Annotated in this window: 15 protein-coding genes and 1 pseudogene; 7 read left to right on the forward strand and 9 right to left on the reverse strand. The window is 65.3% G+C overall.

Features of this window, described 5'->3' with window-relative positions; genetic code table 11:
• Positions 1-4 precede the first annotated feature (4 nt).
• Both DPM33_RS31665 and DPM33_RS31670 read left to right on the forward strand, forming a co-directional pair.
• A complete protein-coding gene (locus DPM33_RS31665; RefSeq protein ID WP_112101292.1) occupies positions 5-1,015 on the forward strand; it encodes a sterol desaturase family protein in 1,011 nt (336 codons plus the stop codon).
• 130 nt (positions 1,016-1,145) lie between these two features.
• Entirely contained in the window at positions 1,146-2,108 is a 963-nt protein-coding gene (locus tag DPM33_RS31670) for a substrate-binding domain-containing protein (RefSeq protein WP_112101293.1), read from the forward strand.
• A gap of 120 nt (positions 2,109-2,228) precedes the next feature.
• Here DPM33_RS31670 and DPM33_RS31675 read toward each other — a convergent pair.
• Positions 2,229-2,602: pseudogene (locus DPM33_RS31675) on the reverse strand (endonuclease domain-containing protein).
• A gap of 151 nt (positions 2,603-2,753) precedes the next feature.
• Entirely contained in the window at positions 2,754-3,053 is a 300-nt protein-coding gene (locus DPM33_RS31680) for a hypothetical protein (RefSeq protein WP_112101294.1), read from the reverse strand.
• Between the two features lie 147 nt (positions 3,054-3,200).
• Between DPM33_RS31680 and DPM33_RS31685 the strand changes: the two genes are divergently transcribed.
• Together DPM33_RS31685 and DPM33_RS31690 are read left to right on the forward strand one after the other, a co-directional pair.
• A complete protein-coding gene (locus DPM33_RS31685; protein ID WP_112101295.1) occupies positions 3,201-4,100 on the forward strand; it encodes a VOC family protein in 900 nt (299 codons plus the stop codon).
• Positions 4,101-4,140: 40 nt separating this feature from the next.
• The gene (locus DPM33_RS31690) at positions 4,141-4,743 is read left to right on the forward strand and encodes a sulfotransferase family protein (RefSeq protein WP_112101296.1); all 603 of its coding nucleotides are present in this window, start codon (positions 4,141-4,143) and stop codon (positions 4,741-4,743) included.
• A gap of 134 nt (positions 4,744-4,877) precedes the next feature.
• On the opposite strand, the gene DPM33_RS31695 is transcribed toward DPM33_RS31690, so the two are convergent.
• Together DPM33_RS31695 and DPM33_RS31700 are read right to left on the reverse strand one after the other, a co-directional pair.
• A complete protein-coding gene (locus DPM33_RS31695; protein WP_112101297.1) occupies positions 4,878-5,663 on the reverse strand; it encodes a DUF2270 domain-containing protein in 786 nt (261 codons plus the stop codon).
• A gap of 122 nt (positions 5,664-5,785) precedes the next feature.
• Positions 5,786-5,992, reverse strand: a complete 207-nt coding sequence (locus DPM33_RS31700) for a hypothetical protein (protein WP_112101298.1) — start codon at positions 5,990-5,992, stop codon at positions 5,786-5,788.
• Between the two features lie 247 nt (positions 5,993-6,239).
• On the opposite strand from DPM33_RS31700, the gene DPM33_RS31705 reads away from it, so the two are divergent.
• Entirely contained in the window at positions 6,240-8,459 is a 2,220-nt protein-coding gene (locus DPM33_RS31705) for a cation:proton antiporter domain-containing protein (protein ID WP_245442573.1), read from the forward strand.
• 109 nt (positions 8,460-8,568) lie between these two features.
• Here DPM33_RS31705 and DPM33_RS31710 read toward each other — a convergent pair whose 3' ends face one another.
• Both DPM33_RS31710 and DPM33_RS31715 read right to left on the reverse strand, forming a co-directional pair.
• Positions 8,569-9,204, reverse strand: a complete 636-nt coding sequence (locus tag DPM33_RS31710) for an ankyrin repeat domain-containing protein (protein WP_112101300.1) — start codon at positions 9,202-9,204, stop codon at positions 8,569-8,571.
• Between the two features lie 160 nt (positions 9,205-9,364).
• A complete protein-coding gene (locus DPM33_RS31715; RefSeq protein ID WP_112101301.1) occupies positions 9,365-10,573 on the reverse strand; it encodes an MFS transporter in 1,209 nt (402 codons plus the stop codon).
• 423 nt (positions 10,574-10,996) lie between these two features.
• Here DPM33_RS31715 and DPM33_RS31725 point away from each other — a divergent pair, with 423 nt between their 5' ends.
• Positions 10,997-11,416 (forward strand): VOC family protein, encoded by a 420-nt coding sequence (locus DPM33_RS31725; RefSeq protein WP_112101302.1) that lies wholly within the window; start codon positions 10,997-10,999, stop codon positions 11,414-11,416.
• A 50-nt stretch (positions 11,417-11,466) separates the two neighbouring features.
• On the opposite strand, the gene DPM33_RS31730 is transcribed toward DPM33_RS31725, so the two are convergent.
• On the reverse strand, positions 11,467-11,667 hold the full coding sequence (locus DPM33_RS31730) for a hypothetical protein (protein ID WP_146770358.1): 201 nt from the start codon (positions 11,665-11,667) through the stop codon (positions 11,467-11,469).
• A gap of 261 nt (positions 11,668-11,928) precedes the next feature.
• Between DPM33_RS31730 and DPM33_RS31740 the strand changes: the two genes are divergently transcribed.
• The gene (locus tag DPM33_RS31740; protein ID WP_112101305.1) at positions 11,929-13,350 is read left to right on the forward strand and encodes a LuxR C-terminal-related transcriptional regulator; all 1,422 of its coding nucleotides are present in this window, start codon (positions 11,929-11,931) and stop codon (positions 13,348-13,350) included.
• Here DPM33_RS31740 and DPM33_RS31745 read toward each other — a convergent pair.
• Together DPM33_RS31745 and DPM33_RS37190 are read right to left on the reverse strand one after the other, a co-directional pair.
• Positions 13,347-13,943, reverse strand: a complete 597-nt coding sequence (locus DPM33_RS31745; protein ID WP_245442562.1) for a DUF922 domain-containing Zn-dependent protease — start codon at positions 13,941-13,943, stop codon at positions 13,347-13,349. The genes DPM33_RS31740 and DPM33_RS31745 overlap by 4 nt on opposite strands.
• Positions 13,940-14,338, reverse strand: a complete 399-nt coding sequence (locus DPM33_RS37190) for a hypothetical protein (protein ID WP_245442565.1) — start codon at positions 14,336-14,338, stop codon at positions 13,940-13,942. Before DPM33_RS37190 ends, DPM33_RS31745 begins: the two co-directional genes overlap by 4 nt.
• Between the last annotated feature and the right edge of the window lie 14 nt (positions 14,339-14,352).

Consider the following 14,352-nt stretch of genomic DNA (forward strand, 5'->3'; position numbering starts at 1 on the left):
AGCCATGGACGATTTGCAATTCGGCACGCGCAACAAAAGGGGCGACTGGGCTCCGAACGAACCGGCGGGCACCGCGCCGCTCTTTTCCTTTCCGCCGCGCCCGCTGGCGGTGCTGAAATGGCTGCCGAGCTATTTCCTGCCCTACAACCTGCTCTTCGCGCTCACGGCCGTCGTCTGGTGGCGCTACGTGCTGCCCGACGTGGAGACGATGAAGACGCTTTCCGTCGGCTGGATACTTCGCCTGTTCCTCGTCAACTGCGCGGCGCTGCTGGTCTTCTTCGGCGCCTTCGAGCTTCGACTCTACATTTTGAAAGCCCAGGGCAACCGCTTCAAATACAATGGCAAATGGCCGTCGGAGCAGAAGAACAAGGCGTTCTTCTTCGAGAACCAGAACATCGACAACATGCTGCGCACCTTCGGCACCGGCATGCCGATCTGGACGGCGATCGAGGTGGCGATCCTCTACGCCTACGCCAATGGCTACGTGCCGTGGCTGACCGTCACCGAGCACCCGGTCTATCTCTTCCTGCTGGCGCTGGTGGTGCCGATCATCCACGAGACGCATTTCTTCCTGCTGCACCGCGCCATCCATTGGGGGCCGCTCTACAAATGGGTGCATTCGGTGCACCACAATTCGGTCAACCCGTCGCCATGGTCGTCGCTGTCGATGCACCCGGTGGAGCAGCTCGGCTATCTCGGCGTCGCCGTCTGGCACCTGATCATCCCCTCGAACCCGCTGCTGGCGCTCTACCAGCTGCATTATGCCGGCTTCGGCGCCATTCCCGGCCATGTCGGCTTCGACAAGGTCGAGCTGACCGAAGACAAGTCGGTCGATAGCCACGCCTATATCCACTACCTCCACCACAAGCATTTCGAGGTGAATTACGGCGACGGCCTCATCCCGTTCGACCTCTGGTTCGGCACCTTCCATGACGGCAGCAAGGAAGCCGCCGCGCGCATGGATGCCCGCTACGAAAAGAAGAAGGCGCGCGCCAACGCCGCCGCCGCGAAGTGACGGTGAGATGCCTGTGGGATGGCCCTTGGCCATCCACCTGCGAGATGGCCTTCGGCCATCCGCATGAATCCCGAAAGGGCCGGAGACAAAGCGGGGTGAACCGGCACCCATCCGCAAAGGGAGGAACCTCGTGAAGAAACTTCTCATCTCGACGGCTTTGGCCGCGCTCATGACAACCGCGTTCGCCACTGTCTCGACCAGCGCCTTCGCCGCCAAGCTCGGCGTCTCGATCGTCGATTTCGACAACAATTTCCAAACGCTGCTGATGCATGGCATGCAGGACCGCGCCAAGGAGAAGGGCGCCGACATCCAGGTCGAGGACGCGCATAACGACGTCGCCAAGCAGCTCGACCAGGTCAAGAACTTCATCGCCTCCGGCGTCGACGCCATCATCGTCACGCTGGTCGACACCAACGCCTCGAAGACGCTGAGCGAGGAGGCCGCCAAGGCCGGCATCCCGCTGGTCTTCGTCAACCTCGAGCCGTCGGACATGAAGAGCCTGCCGGACAAGCAGGTCTATGTCGGCTCCAACGAAACCGAGTCCGGCACGCTGGAAGCCTTCGAGGTCTGCAAGATGCTGCGCGCCAAGGGCAAGTCGGCCGGCGCCAGCGCCTACATCGTCATGGGCAGCCTGGTGCACCAGGCGGCGCTTCAGCGCACCAAGGATGTCGAGCAGATCTTTTCGACCGACATGTGCAACTTCATCAAGATCACGGACAAGCAGTCGTCGGAATGGTCGCGCGACAACGCGCAGAACCTGATGACCAACTGGCTGACCGCAGGCCCGGCGCCGGACGCCGTCATCGCCAACAACGACGAATCCGCCATCGGCGCCATCCTGGCGCTCAAGGCCAACGGCGTCGACATGAAGAACGTCGTGGTCGGCGGCATCGACGCCACGCAGGACGGCCTGCAGGCCATGAAGGCCGGCGAGCTTTCGGTGACGGTGTTCCAGAACGCCAAGGGTCAGGGTGGCGGCGGTGTGGATGCGGCGCTGGCGCTCGCCAAGGGCGAGAAAGTCGACCGTGTGGTCTACGTGCCGTTCGAGCTGGTGACGCCGGCCAACGCGGCGGAGTATTTGCATAAGAATTGAAGGCGGCGTCGGCGTTCTTCCCTTCTCCCCTTGTGGGCGCCGGCGCCGAAGCTGCCAATCTCCCCCACTAGTGGGGGAGATGTCCGGCAGGACAGAGGGGGGCGCTGTCCCGCCAGCCTCTCAGGCCGGATCAGCCAATCCAGCGACGATGACAATGTGCTGGCAGACATTGTCGATGTCGCGGATCACATCGTCGTTCCAGAACCGCAAGACGGTCCAGCCATCCTTTTTCAGACGTCTCGTCCGCAGCGCGCCTCAGCCTCGGCAACACTGCCATCGCCATGCTGGGAACCGTCGACCTCGACAAGAAGCCTTTTCTCCGGGCAAGCGAAGTCGACGATATCGCCCGCTATCGGAAACTGCCTACGGAAACCAAGTCCCATCAACCGGTGTGCACGAAGCTCGTTCCAGAGCTTCAGTTCGGCATCAGTCATGACGCGACGCATCGATTTCGCATTGGCGCGCTGTCGCGGCGGTAGAGGCGTATGGGTCATCGCTGGAGCCGTTGGAGCCTGAGGGGCCTTCGCCGAGGTTTTCTGCTCTACGGCGCCCCCCTCTGTCCTGCCGGACATCTCCCCCACTAGGGGGGAGATCGGCCATCGCGGCCGCTTTCGCCAATCGCCAAGGGGAGAAGGGGGTGCCTGCCTAAATCCCCTCGCCATCCACCAGCGGCACGTCCTCGCCTTCCCAAGGGCTGGGCATGGAGCCGCGTCCCGCGGTCGGCAACGGCATCCAGCACCTGAGCTCCGGCTCGGCGTATTCGACCACGCGCCCAGGCGAGGAGTCCGAGGCCCGCCAGCCTTCCTCGCCGAACTGGTCGGCGCGCGACCAGTAGGCCATGTCGACCTCGGCCGGTCCCTGCTCGGAAGAGCGCACCGTCACCAGGATGCGGCTGCCGTCCCGTGGCGCGCTCGCCATGTTGCGCCACTGTTCGGTCTCGTCCATGCGAATTCCTCCTGCTGAACCAATTCCAGAAAAACCGGCCATCGCAATAGTCGCCGCGCGCCGGGGAGGGGTCAACCCGAACTTGGGGCGCGACAGTCATTTCATTCACAGCTAATATGCTTCTCGACCGCAATCGGACAGACGACGATGGACGAAGGATTGCTGTCTCCCGTTACGCGTCTCGGCCCGGTCCATCTCAGGGTGACCGACGTGCCGGCGGCCTTGAATGTCTGGCGCGACACGTTAGGGCTTCAAGTGCTCGACGAGAACGCCGCCCTGGCGGAACTTGGCGCCGGCGGCCGGATGCTGATCGTGCTCCATGCCGGCGCCGAGGTGCCGCTGTCGCAAAAATCGCGCGATCTCTTTCATGTCGCCATCCACGCAACCAGCCGCCGCGATCTCGCGCATGCGGCGGCCCGCCTCAAGGCATCGGGCTTGCGCTACAGCGCGCAGGACCATCTGGTTTCAGAATCGCTCTATGTCTCCGATCCGTCCGGCAACGGCATCGAGATCTGCTTCGACACGCCGCAGCGCTTGCTGCGCCGCGACGTGTCGCCCGGCGGCCGCGTGGCGCTGATCGCCACCGACGGCAGCGCGCATTCGGGGATCGAGCCGCTGGACGTCCCGGGGCTGCTGCGCGACCTCGGCAATTCCGGCCATGTCGAGCCGAAGCTGGCGCCGGACGCCTTCATCGGCCACATCCATCTGCGCGCCCGGGCGCCCGAGATGCTGATGAAATTCTATCTGGGCGTGCTCGGTTTCCGGCCGCATATCCAGTCCCGGACCTTCGGCATGTTCGACTGCGGCACCGAACGCCGCGCCCATATGGTGGCCTTCAACATCTGGGCGCGCGACGAGCTGCGCGAGCCGCCGCCGGGTGCGGCGGGCCTCGACCATTTCACCATCGAGCTCGCTTCGGAGGGGGAGCTTGCCGCCGTGGGGCGCAGGCTCGAAGCGGCCGACATACGAGCAAAGAGGGACGGCGGCGTGATTTCGACCGCCGATCCGGAAGGCAATCGCATGCGGCTCGTGGTCCAGGGAGATTGACCGGGCACGCTTGAAGACGGGCAGACATGGAGGAGGGGAAATGTCGCTGATGGTGATTGGAACCGGCTTCGGCCGGACCGGCACGGATTCGATGCGCGAGGCGCTGACCATGCTCGGCTTCGGCCCTTGCCATCACATGTCCGAGGTGATGGCGCACGCCAAGCAGAAGCGGCTCTGGCGGGCGCTGGCCAAGGGCGAGGCGCCCGGCTGGGACCGGCTCTTCGCGGGGTACAAATCCTGCGTCGACTGGCCCTCGGCGCACTATTGGCGCGAGCTGATCGAAGTCTATCCGCAGGCCCGCGTCATCCTCACCTGGCGCTCGCCCGAAAGCTGGTGGGAGAGTTTCGAAAAAACCATACTGCCTGCCATCGCCGGCAGCACGGATCAGGAGTCGCTCGGCATTTCGCTCGTCTCGAATCAGGTCTTCGGCGGCCGCCCGCAGGATCGCGCCCATGCGATCGCCGTCTATCGGGACAATGTCGAGGCGGTGCTGAACACGGTGCCGGCGGAGCGCCTGCTGGTCCACAAGCTCGGCGACGGTTGGGCACCGCTCTGCGCCCATCTCGGCGTTCCGGCGCCGGACGAGCCCTATCCAAGCCGCAACTCGACGCGGGAGTTCCGGACGGCGCTGTCGCTGCAGTGAAGGCAGCAGTAGGCAGTAGGCAGTAGGCAGTAGGCAGTAGGCAGTAGGCAGTAGGCAGTAGGCAGTAGGCAGTAGGGGGCGTCCGCGCGGTCCGATTTTCCTACTGCCTAATCCCTACTGCCTATTTCCTTCCGTCACACATGCACGTTGCCGACCGACAGCTCGCCATCATCGGCGCGGATGAGGAAGGCGGCGGCAAGCATCGCGAGGTAGCAGGCCACGACCCCGCACACCACGACGACGCCGGGGATAGGCCCCAGTGTCGCCACCCGGAACGTGTCGATGAGCGAGGCGCCGAAGCCGATGGGCGAGCCTTCGCGCTGCAGGCTCGGCGTGGTGATCTTCAGGATCCAGGCAAGCAGCAGGATCGTGTACATGAAGATGTAGTTGCGGCGCAGCCGGCGGATCAGCGCCGCGCGCTGAGAGATCAGGAAACGCGGCGAGCGCAGGCCCTCGCCGAGGATGGCGAGCCAGTTTGAAGCGTAGTCCGGCTGCGGCGAAAAGATCTGCGCGAAATAATAGCGCTCGAACTGGCGCACGCGGGCGCGGTAGACGTCGAAGAAGCGGTAGCGCCGAGCCTCGATCCACAACAGGAGCGTAATCAAAAGCATGGCGAAGAGCAGCACGCCGTGATGCGCGGAGGGCGTCGACAGCGACACCGACAGCATCGCCGCCACCACGGTGATCGCCCAGTTGCTGGTCCGGTCGAGCCGGTCGCGCCAGCCGGCCATGCGCGCGATCTCGGCGCGGTGGAAATGCGACAGCGTGGTGGTGAATTCGGAGGAGGTGAGCTTCAGCGCGAACGCGTCGGAAGCTCGCGGCGGCGCCGCCTTCTCGTTTGATGTTGCCGGCGCGGTCGCCTCGATGAATTTCGGGGCACTGGCCGCGTCGGTGGATTTTGCGGCCTTCGTCTGGGACATGTGCCATGCGCCTCCCGCCGCCATGGCCGGCCGCGTCCCGATCTCGAGAACAGGCCGGCCACACCCCATATAGCACAACGTGCGGCCGACCCAAAATGTTCCCGCCTTTTCAGGCGGATAAGTCAGGATGCAAGGGGCGGCCGGCCACCGTTCACGGGCCGCGGAAACGGCAGCACGTCGGCGATCGGCCGGGCATGCTGGGCTGCCGCCACCGCCTCGATCACGAGGTCGAGCGCCGCCAGTGCCGCGCGGCTCGTCTCATCGTCGCCACGCAGGTAATGGCACGCCCGGTCGAGGTGGAGGTGGGCGGCGGCATAGTCGCTTTTCATTAGCTTCTCCTTATTGCCCCGCCTCGCGGCCAACATCGTCGAGTCGCTTTACCGGGGAGAAAAGATCGGCGGTTGCATTTGATTAGAATTGTAGGGAGGTGCCAGTTCCACCAGCCGTGCAACCGATCCTCTCGCCAAACCGTTGTGGCGGTGCGAGGATTGAGGGGTGCAGACATTGTCCAACATGCTCGAGCGGCGACGGTCGCTGTCGATCCGGGTCGCGCTTGCCGCTGTCTCACTTCTGCTCATGCCCGCCGTCGCCTTCGCCGCCGAGAAGGCCGGCATGTCCTCGGAGGGCATCTTCCTTGCCGAACTGATCCTGCTCCTGGTCGTTGGCCGCGGCATCGGCGAGTTGTTGGAAATCCTCGGACAGCCGGCGGTGATGGGTCAGCTGATCGGCGGCATCCTGCTCGGGCCGTCGCTGCTCGGCTGGGTCTGGCCGGCCGCCGAGCGGCTGGTTTTCGCGGGCGACGCCACGCAGAAATCGATGATCAACGCCATCGCGCAGCTCGGCGTGCTGATGCTGCTTCTGCTCACCGGCATGGAGACGGATCTGCGGCTCGTGCGCCGCGTCGGCAGCGCCTGTTTTTCGATCTCGGCCGCCGGCGTGGCGGTGCCCTTCGTACTTGGCTTCACCGCCGCGCAGTTCATGCCCGATACGCTGCTTGCCGCCGGCAGCGAGCGCATCGTCGCCGGGCTGTTCCTCGGCACCGCGCTCTCCATCTCCTCGGTCAAGATCGTCGCCATGGTGGTGCGCGACATGAACTTCATGCGCCGCGACCTCGGCCAGGTCATCGTCTCCTCGGCCATCATCGAGGACACGATCGGCTGGGTCATCATCGCCATCACCATCGGCATCGCCACCAAGGGCCGCATCGAGATCGGCAGCCTCGCCTTCACCGTCCTCGGCGTCGCCGCCTTCATGGCGTTTTCCTTCACGCTCGGACGCCGCGTCGTCTTCGACGCCATCCGCTGGACCAACGACACCTTCCGCTCCGAATATGCGGTGGTGACCGTCATTCTCGCCATCATGGGCGTGATGGCCTTGATCACCGACCTGATCGGCGTCCACACCGTGCTCGGCGCCTTCGTCGCCGGCATATTGGTGGGTGAATCGCCGATCCTGTCGCGCCATATCGAGGGGCAGTTGCGCGGCATCATCACCGCGTTGTTCATGCCGGTGTTCTTTGGCGTCGCCGGCCTGTCCGCCGATCTCACCGTGCTTCTCGACCCGCAGCTTGCGCTGCTCACCGTGGCGCTGGTGGTGATTGCCTCGATCGGCAAGTTCGGCGGCGCCTTCATCGGCGCCGAGGTCGCAGGCATGAGCCGCGCCGAAGGCATCGCGGTCGGCTGCGGCATGAACGCGCGCGGCTCGACCGAAGTGATCGTCGCCTCGATCGGCCTGTCGATGGGCGTGCTGTCACACAATCTTTTCACCATGATCCTCACCATGGCCGTCATCACCACGCTTGTCATGCCGCCGACATTGCGCTGGGCGCTGCGCCGCCTGCCGATCGGCGACAACGAGAAGAAGCGCCTGGAGCGCGAGGAGATCGACCAGCGCGGCTTCGTCGCCAATCTGGAGCGGCTTCTGGTCGTCGTCGACGAGGGCGTCGTCGGCCGCCTGGCCGCCTATCTCGCCGGCGTCATCGGCGCCGGCAAGCCGACGACGGTGCTGCATTCCAGCGGCGAGATCGATGCCGAACCGACCGAGGGGCTGCATCTGGACGAGATCGAGAAGGGTGCGGAGGAAAGCCGCGAGGCGGCCAAGAAATCCGATGAGACGCCAGTGCGCGAAACGCCCGTCACCCGCCGCCAGCATGAGCGGCTCTCGGCCGAGGCGGTCGCGAAGGAAGCGCGCAAGGGCTACGGCATGCTGCTCGTCGGCCTCGGCCGCGCGGTCACCTCCAAGGGCGCCTTCTCGCATCGGCTGAACGAGGTCACCAGCGCCTTCGACGGGCCACTCTGTCTTGTGCTGAAGCCGGCGACAGCCGGTCGCCAGCTTCCGCAGCTCGGTCCGGATACAGGCAAGATCCTGGTGCCCGTCAACGGCACCGCGGTTGCCCGCCGCGGCGCCGAGTTGGCCCTGGCCATCGCGTCCGTCACAGGCGCACCGGTGAAGATGCTCTATGTCGCGCGCGCCGGCCGCGAGGAGCCGCGCGACACCGTTTCGCATCGCCGCCGGGAGGCCGTGCTGAAGGACATCGTGGCGCTTGCCGACCGCTACGGCGTCGAGATCGAGACCGCCATCCGCTCGCGGGCCGCCGCCGCCGATGCCATTGCCCGCCAGGCCGGGCGGAACGCTGCTCTGATCGTCATGGGCGTGGCCCGGCGCCAGGGCGAGGAACTGATCTTCGGCGAGACGACGACGGCCGTCCTGCGGCGCAGCCCATGCCCGGTGGTGCTGATCTCCGACGAGCGGGTAAGGCGGGGCGAAAGCGACCGCGAAGCGGTGCGTACGGGGTGAGGGGAGGCGCAGGGTTTCAGCCGCAACCGCCAGATCGGCAAGCATCGCTGGGTGGTGGATCGGGTGATCGCGTCGAGCGACTAGCGACTGCGGGGGCCGAGGTCGGCCGCTACTTGCCTTCAAAGAAGCTGTGGATCGCCAGGTCCAGCTTCTCGATGAGTTCGGCGTTGCCGGCGCTGCCGGCCCAGATCAGCGCATTGAGCCGCATGTCCTTGTTGAGGAAATTCACCTTGCGGGACGCCAGGAGATAATCCGCGACCTCGTGGTGCCGTCCCTTGATCGCCTCGATCAGCGCGCTGTTGCGTCCTGTCTTGTCGGCCAGGTTGACGTCCGCGCCATTGTCGACGAGCAGCTTGACGATATCCAGATGCCCGTTCCTCGCCGCCTCGATCAGGGCCGTCCTGCCATAATAATCGGCGCGGGCATCGATATCGATCTCGGGGTGTCTCGCCAATGCCTGGATGCATTCGTAGTGACCCTTGGCCGCGGCCAGGCTCAAGGGCGTGCTCTTCCATTTGTTCCTGGAATTGACGTCGATCGCCGGCTGCGCGATCAAGGCTTCCAACACCGCCATGCGGGCATTGTGGGCGGCCAGATGCAGCGCCGACCAGCCGCCTTCGTCGGTCTGGTTGATGTCCGCCCCCGCCGCGAGTTCGGCGCGCACCGCCTTCGCGTCGCCTTTCTCCGCCGCAACCAGCAGGTCGGACCAGCCTTTGGCGTCGTCGGCTTCCAGGCCTGCGGCCACTGCGATGCCCTCCGGACCAAGGATCGCGCCGGCATGGAGCCGGCAATTCAGATGCAGCGTCTCGGCTCAGAGTTTCACACTCGCCACCGTCCCGCAAATGGATTTCGCGCGACGGGCCGGCGGTCCCGCAGGCCTGGGACCGCCGGAATGTCGTCAGCGCCTACGCCATCTGCAGCTTCTGCCGGCTGGGCTGCGGCGGGAAGGCGATGGCGATGCCGGCGGCGCCGAGACCAATCAGCGCCGAGCCGATGAACAGCCAGTGATAGCTGGCGGTGGCGTCATAGATCATGCCGCCGGCGAGCGGTCCGAGCGACATGCCGAGGCTTGAAAGCATCGTGGCGGCGCCGAGAATGGTGCCGATGATGCGCAGGCCGAAATATTCGCGCGCCAGCACCGCATAAAGCGGCATCACGCCGCCATAGGTGGCGCCGAAGATGACGGCCAGGAGGTAGAACTGCTCGAGCTGGCCGACGGTGAGGTAAGCAGCGATCACCAGCCCCTGGATGGCGAGCCCGGTGATCAGCACCGGCTTCACGCCCAGCCGGTCGCCGAGCACGCCATAGAGCACGCGCCCGCCAAGACCGGCCAGCCCCTCGACGCTGTAGATCGACACCGCCGCCATCGGCGCCACGCCGCAGGACATGGCATAGCTCACCATGTGGAAGATCGGGCCCGAGTGCGCCGCGCAGCAGGCGAAGAAGGTGAGGCCCAGCACGATGAATTGCGGCGAGCGCAGCGCCTGGCCGACGCTCATGCCGGGATCGTCTGTGACGGGCGCCGGCGTGCCGTTGCTTGCCGCGGTCGCCGCCGGCGGCTGGCGCACCAGGAACACGGCGGGGATGAGCAGCACCCAGGCCATGACGCCGATATCGAACATGGCGGTGCGCCAGTCATAGGCCGTGATCAGCCAGCGCGCGAAGGGCGAGATGGTCATCGGTGCCACGCCCATCCCGGCCGACACCAGCGACACGGCGAGGCTGCGGTTGGTGTCGAACCAGGCGGTGGTGAGCGCGATCATCGGCGCGAAGAAGGCGCTGGCCGCCAGCCCGACGATGATGCCGTAGCTGAGCTGGAAGACCAGCAGCGAGTTGGCGCGGCTCGCCACCACCAGCGACAGGCCGAGCAGCACCGCGCCGGCAAGCACGACTGGTCGCGCGCCGACCCGGTCATAGATCGCGCCCCAGGCGAAGCCGCCGAGCCCCATGACGAGGAAGTTCAAGGTCATGGCGCTGGAAATGCCGGTGCGCGACCAGTTGGTGTCGAGCGACATCGGCTCCAGAAAGATCGCCAGCGAAAACATGGCGCCGAGCGCCACGCAGGTCATCAGCGCGCCGGCCGCGACGATGACCCAACGATAGGAATGGTTCATGGTTCTTCTCCCATGCCGTAAGGCATCCTGTTTGATGCGGCGCGGTTTTTCCAGTTCCGCCGCGCCACTTGCGTCCGGAGGACGCCGGGCCGGGAGCCGATCCTACAAATCCGGTTGCATTTTTTATCTGGTTTTTCGCCGATTGCCTGAGGAGGCAGCACTCTACGGCGCCCCCCTCTGTCCTGCCGGACATCTCCCCCACGAGGGGGGAGATTGGCGGTTCCCGTGCCGGCCTTTCTCCTGCTGCGTTGGTAATTGGCGAAGGCGGACGCGACATCTGATCTCCCCCCAAGTGGCGGAGATGTCCGGCAGGACAGAGAGGGGCGCTGTCCCGCCGACCCTCCAACTGTCAGCAGCCTTCCGCACCCGCATTGACCGCACACCGCTCCCATCTACATTGAAACGCTCAACCAGGAGCACCCCATGGAACTCTATCGCGGCCGGCTCATCGACCACATCCAGCTCGTGGTGCGCGACCTTGCGGCCAGCCCGCGTTTCTACGGCGCTCTTTTCGAGGTGCTGGGCATTCCGATCGGCGGCGAGGCGCGGGATTATTTCTGGGCCGACGAATTGTTCGTCTCCAGCGCCGACAGCCGCGCCGCGCTCGGCGTGCTCACCGGCCGCCACCATCTCGCCTTCCAGGCCAAGGACCGCGCCATGGTCGATGCCTTCTACCAGGCGGGCCTCGCCACTGGCGGCAAGGACAATGGCGCGCCGGGCGAGCGCCGCTATCACCCCGGCTACTATGCCTGCTTCCTGCTCGACCCCGACGGCAACAATATCGAGGCCGTGTTCCACGGCGAGGCGAAGCGGAGCGCGGCGGCGGTGGAGATCAGTTTCTGAGGGAAGCCACCGCAGCAACTATTTCCCCGGGGAGATAACGCACCACCTCGCTACTTGCTCGCCACTTCGTCGGGGCATCGCGGCCGAGCACTGACAGGCACCACCTCGAAACCGGCAGCGATCAGCTGCAGCTTCATCTCCTCGAAATGCCGCTTCGAGCCGCTGTCGATCGCCGCCGGCGCGTAGGTCCAGCCGTTTCGGGCGGCGCTGGTGAGGATGTCGGCATATTGGCGCATGCTTGCGATCTTCACATTCGACTCCGAAAGCTGCCGGCATTCGTCCGCGAATGCGGCTCGTCCGGCAGCGGGCAAGCTCAGAATTGCAAAGGCCATCGCTATCGAGACACGGCGCATGGAAACCTCCCTTCGGCTGATCGAGATATCGATGAAGCGAAGCTTGCGCCGGCACGGCGTGCGCCGATATCGGCCGCATGCAGTGTTTTGGGTCCTGCATTTGTAGTATTTTGATGGTTCTACGGTTGAACGCATCTATGTCCGCTGGCAGGACGGGGCATGAACCGGATCGTGACGACCTCGGAGGCGTTGTCGGACCGCGAGCGCGCGGTGGCGGAGAGGTTCGCCGCCGGCATGACCTATCGCGAGATCGGCCAGGTCCTTTTCATAGCGCCGTCCACGGTGCGCACGCATCTGGCGGCGATCTATGAGAAGCTTGGCGTACGCAACAAGGTCGCGCTTGCGCGGCGTATCAGCACCGTCGCTGGCGCGGCGCCCGCGACAGCCTTGCCCGACGCCTCGCCCGTGCTCGCCGTGTTTCCCATCGAATGCCTGAGCGGCGACGACCGTTGGCGCCGGTTCGCCGACGGCCTGTCCTCGGACGTCACCCATGACCTTGCGCGCTACGCCGACATGCCGGTCGTGGCCTTCCACACCATGAAGAAACTGGGCAGCAAGGCCGCCGACTTCATCGCCGACGGCAAGGCGTTGGGCGTCACCTATATCGTGTCGGGCCGGCTGAGCGCCGACGATGCTCGCATCCGGCTTACCGTCGAACTGGTCGACGCGACCTGCGGCGTCAATCTGTGGAGCGAGCGTTTCGACCGTTCGGTCGAGGACGTCTTTGCCTTGCAGGACAGCCTGACCGAAAGCGTCATCAACGTGCTGGCGGGTTGCTTCGGCGTGATCGCCACCGCGGGGCGCAAAGCCATCCGCCGCAAGGCGCCCGCCAATCTGCGCGCGCATGACTATTACCTGATGGGCGTCGAGCATCACAACACATTCGGCCGCGCCGACAATGCCGAGGCAATCAGGCTGTTTTCGCGCGCGATCGAGCTCGACGGCAGTCTGGTCAAGGCCTGGGTCGAGCTCGCCTGGGCCTACGCGATCCAATGCTGCAATGGTTTCAGCAGCGATCCTGCCGCATCGATCGAGAAGTGGCGCCAGGCGGTCGAAGAGGCCCTGCGGCTCGATCCCACCCATGGCGGCGCCTGGCTTTGCCTCGGCGATCTCATGGGTTGCTACGGAGACCTCGAGGCGGCCGAGCGTGCCCACCGGCGCGCCTTCGAATATGGCGCCAACCATGCCGACAATCTGGCGCTGCTTGCCGGGAGCAAGGCGTTGGTTGTCGGCGACCCGAACGAGGCGCTCCCGCTCATCGAGCGTGCCATGCGCCTCAATCCGCTCGCGCCGCCCTGGTATTTCGGCATGCAAGGCCGCGTCCTGTTCACCGTCGGCCGTCACAAGGAGGCGATCATCGCGCTGCGCCGAAGCACGCCGGATTCTCCAAATGTGCTGATGTTCCTGGCGCTTGCCCACGCAGCCGCGGGCGAGGACGCGGAGGCAGCCGCAATCGCAGCTCGGCTCAATTCCGAGTTTCCTGACTTTTCGGTCGAGGGCTTTATCGTGGGCTACCCGGTCAGCAACCCGAAAGCCGTCCGCGCCCTTCGCGACGCGGCGAAGCTGGTGGCGATCCGTTAACCCCCGCCCAGAAACGCCGCGATCAGCTTCAGCATATTTCCTTCCGGCCCGAACTCGACCTTGTCGAAGTCGCGGCTGCCCTGGCGCTGCGCCTTGGAAAGCTGGTCGAGATACGTCGTCAACTTCGCCCTGACCTTCTTGCAGCCGGGATCGTCCTCAGCGGTGAGGCCGGTGCTGAAGGCGACGATCTTGTCGACCATGTCGACGATGCCGGCGCCATGCACCTTCTCATGCGCGATCAGCCCGGCGGAAAAAGTGTCCCAGCGCGCCTGCAGGGCGGGCGGAAGTTTTCCGACCGGCTTCGGCAGCGTGTAGGTGATGATCAGCTTCGGCCGCGCCGACTTCAGCACGCAGGCGCCGCCTTGCGGCTGGTAGTCGCGCTGCCAGGTCAGCTTGAAGAAAGTATGCGCGATGACGCGCCGCGCGTTGCCGTCCGCGCCGACCGCCGGTCCCTTCTCGCCGATCGAGAGATAGAGCTGCTCAGCGCTCTCACCCGACACGGCATAGGTGTCGATTTTCTCGATGGGTTTCCAGTCTGCCCGCGCAGGGGAGGCAAGAAGCAGGGCGCAAAGCAGGATAGGGGCAGGCTTCAAGCGGTCACCGAAAGTTGGATGGTGCGCGAAAAGATCGGTCCGTAGGATGGATCGTCGACCTCGTCGAAGCCATGCGTGCGCAGGAGGCGCTGCAGCCTCGGATTGGGCCTGGCGCATGTCAGCGCATGCACGTTCCATCGGATCGAGCGATAGCCGCGCTCGGTCGCATAGCCGCGCACGGCCTTCCAGAGGATCAGGAGCACGCCTTCGCCGCCGCCGTCGATATGGGCGAGATTGACGATCAGCTCCGAACCATCCTTGTTGAACTCGGCGAGGACGGTGGCGCTTCCCATGGTGAAGGAAACCGGTCGCGCGAAGCTCAGCAGCGCGTCCTGATCCGGATGCGACAGCATTCTCAACGCTTCAAGCGAAACCCCTTCGATTTCGATCTGCATGGCCCGGTCTTCCT

The sequence above is a fragment of the Mesorhizobium hawassense genome, assembly GCF_003289945.1.
GTDB lineage: Bacteria > Pseudomonadota > Alphaproteobacteria > Rhizobiales > Rhizobiaceae > Mesorhizobium > Mesorhizobium hawassense.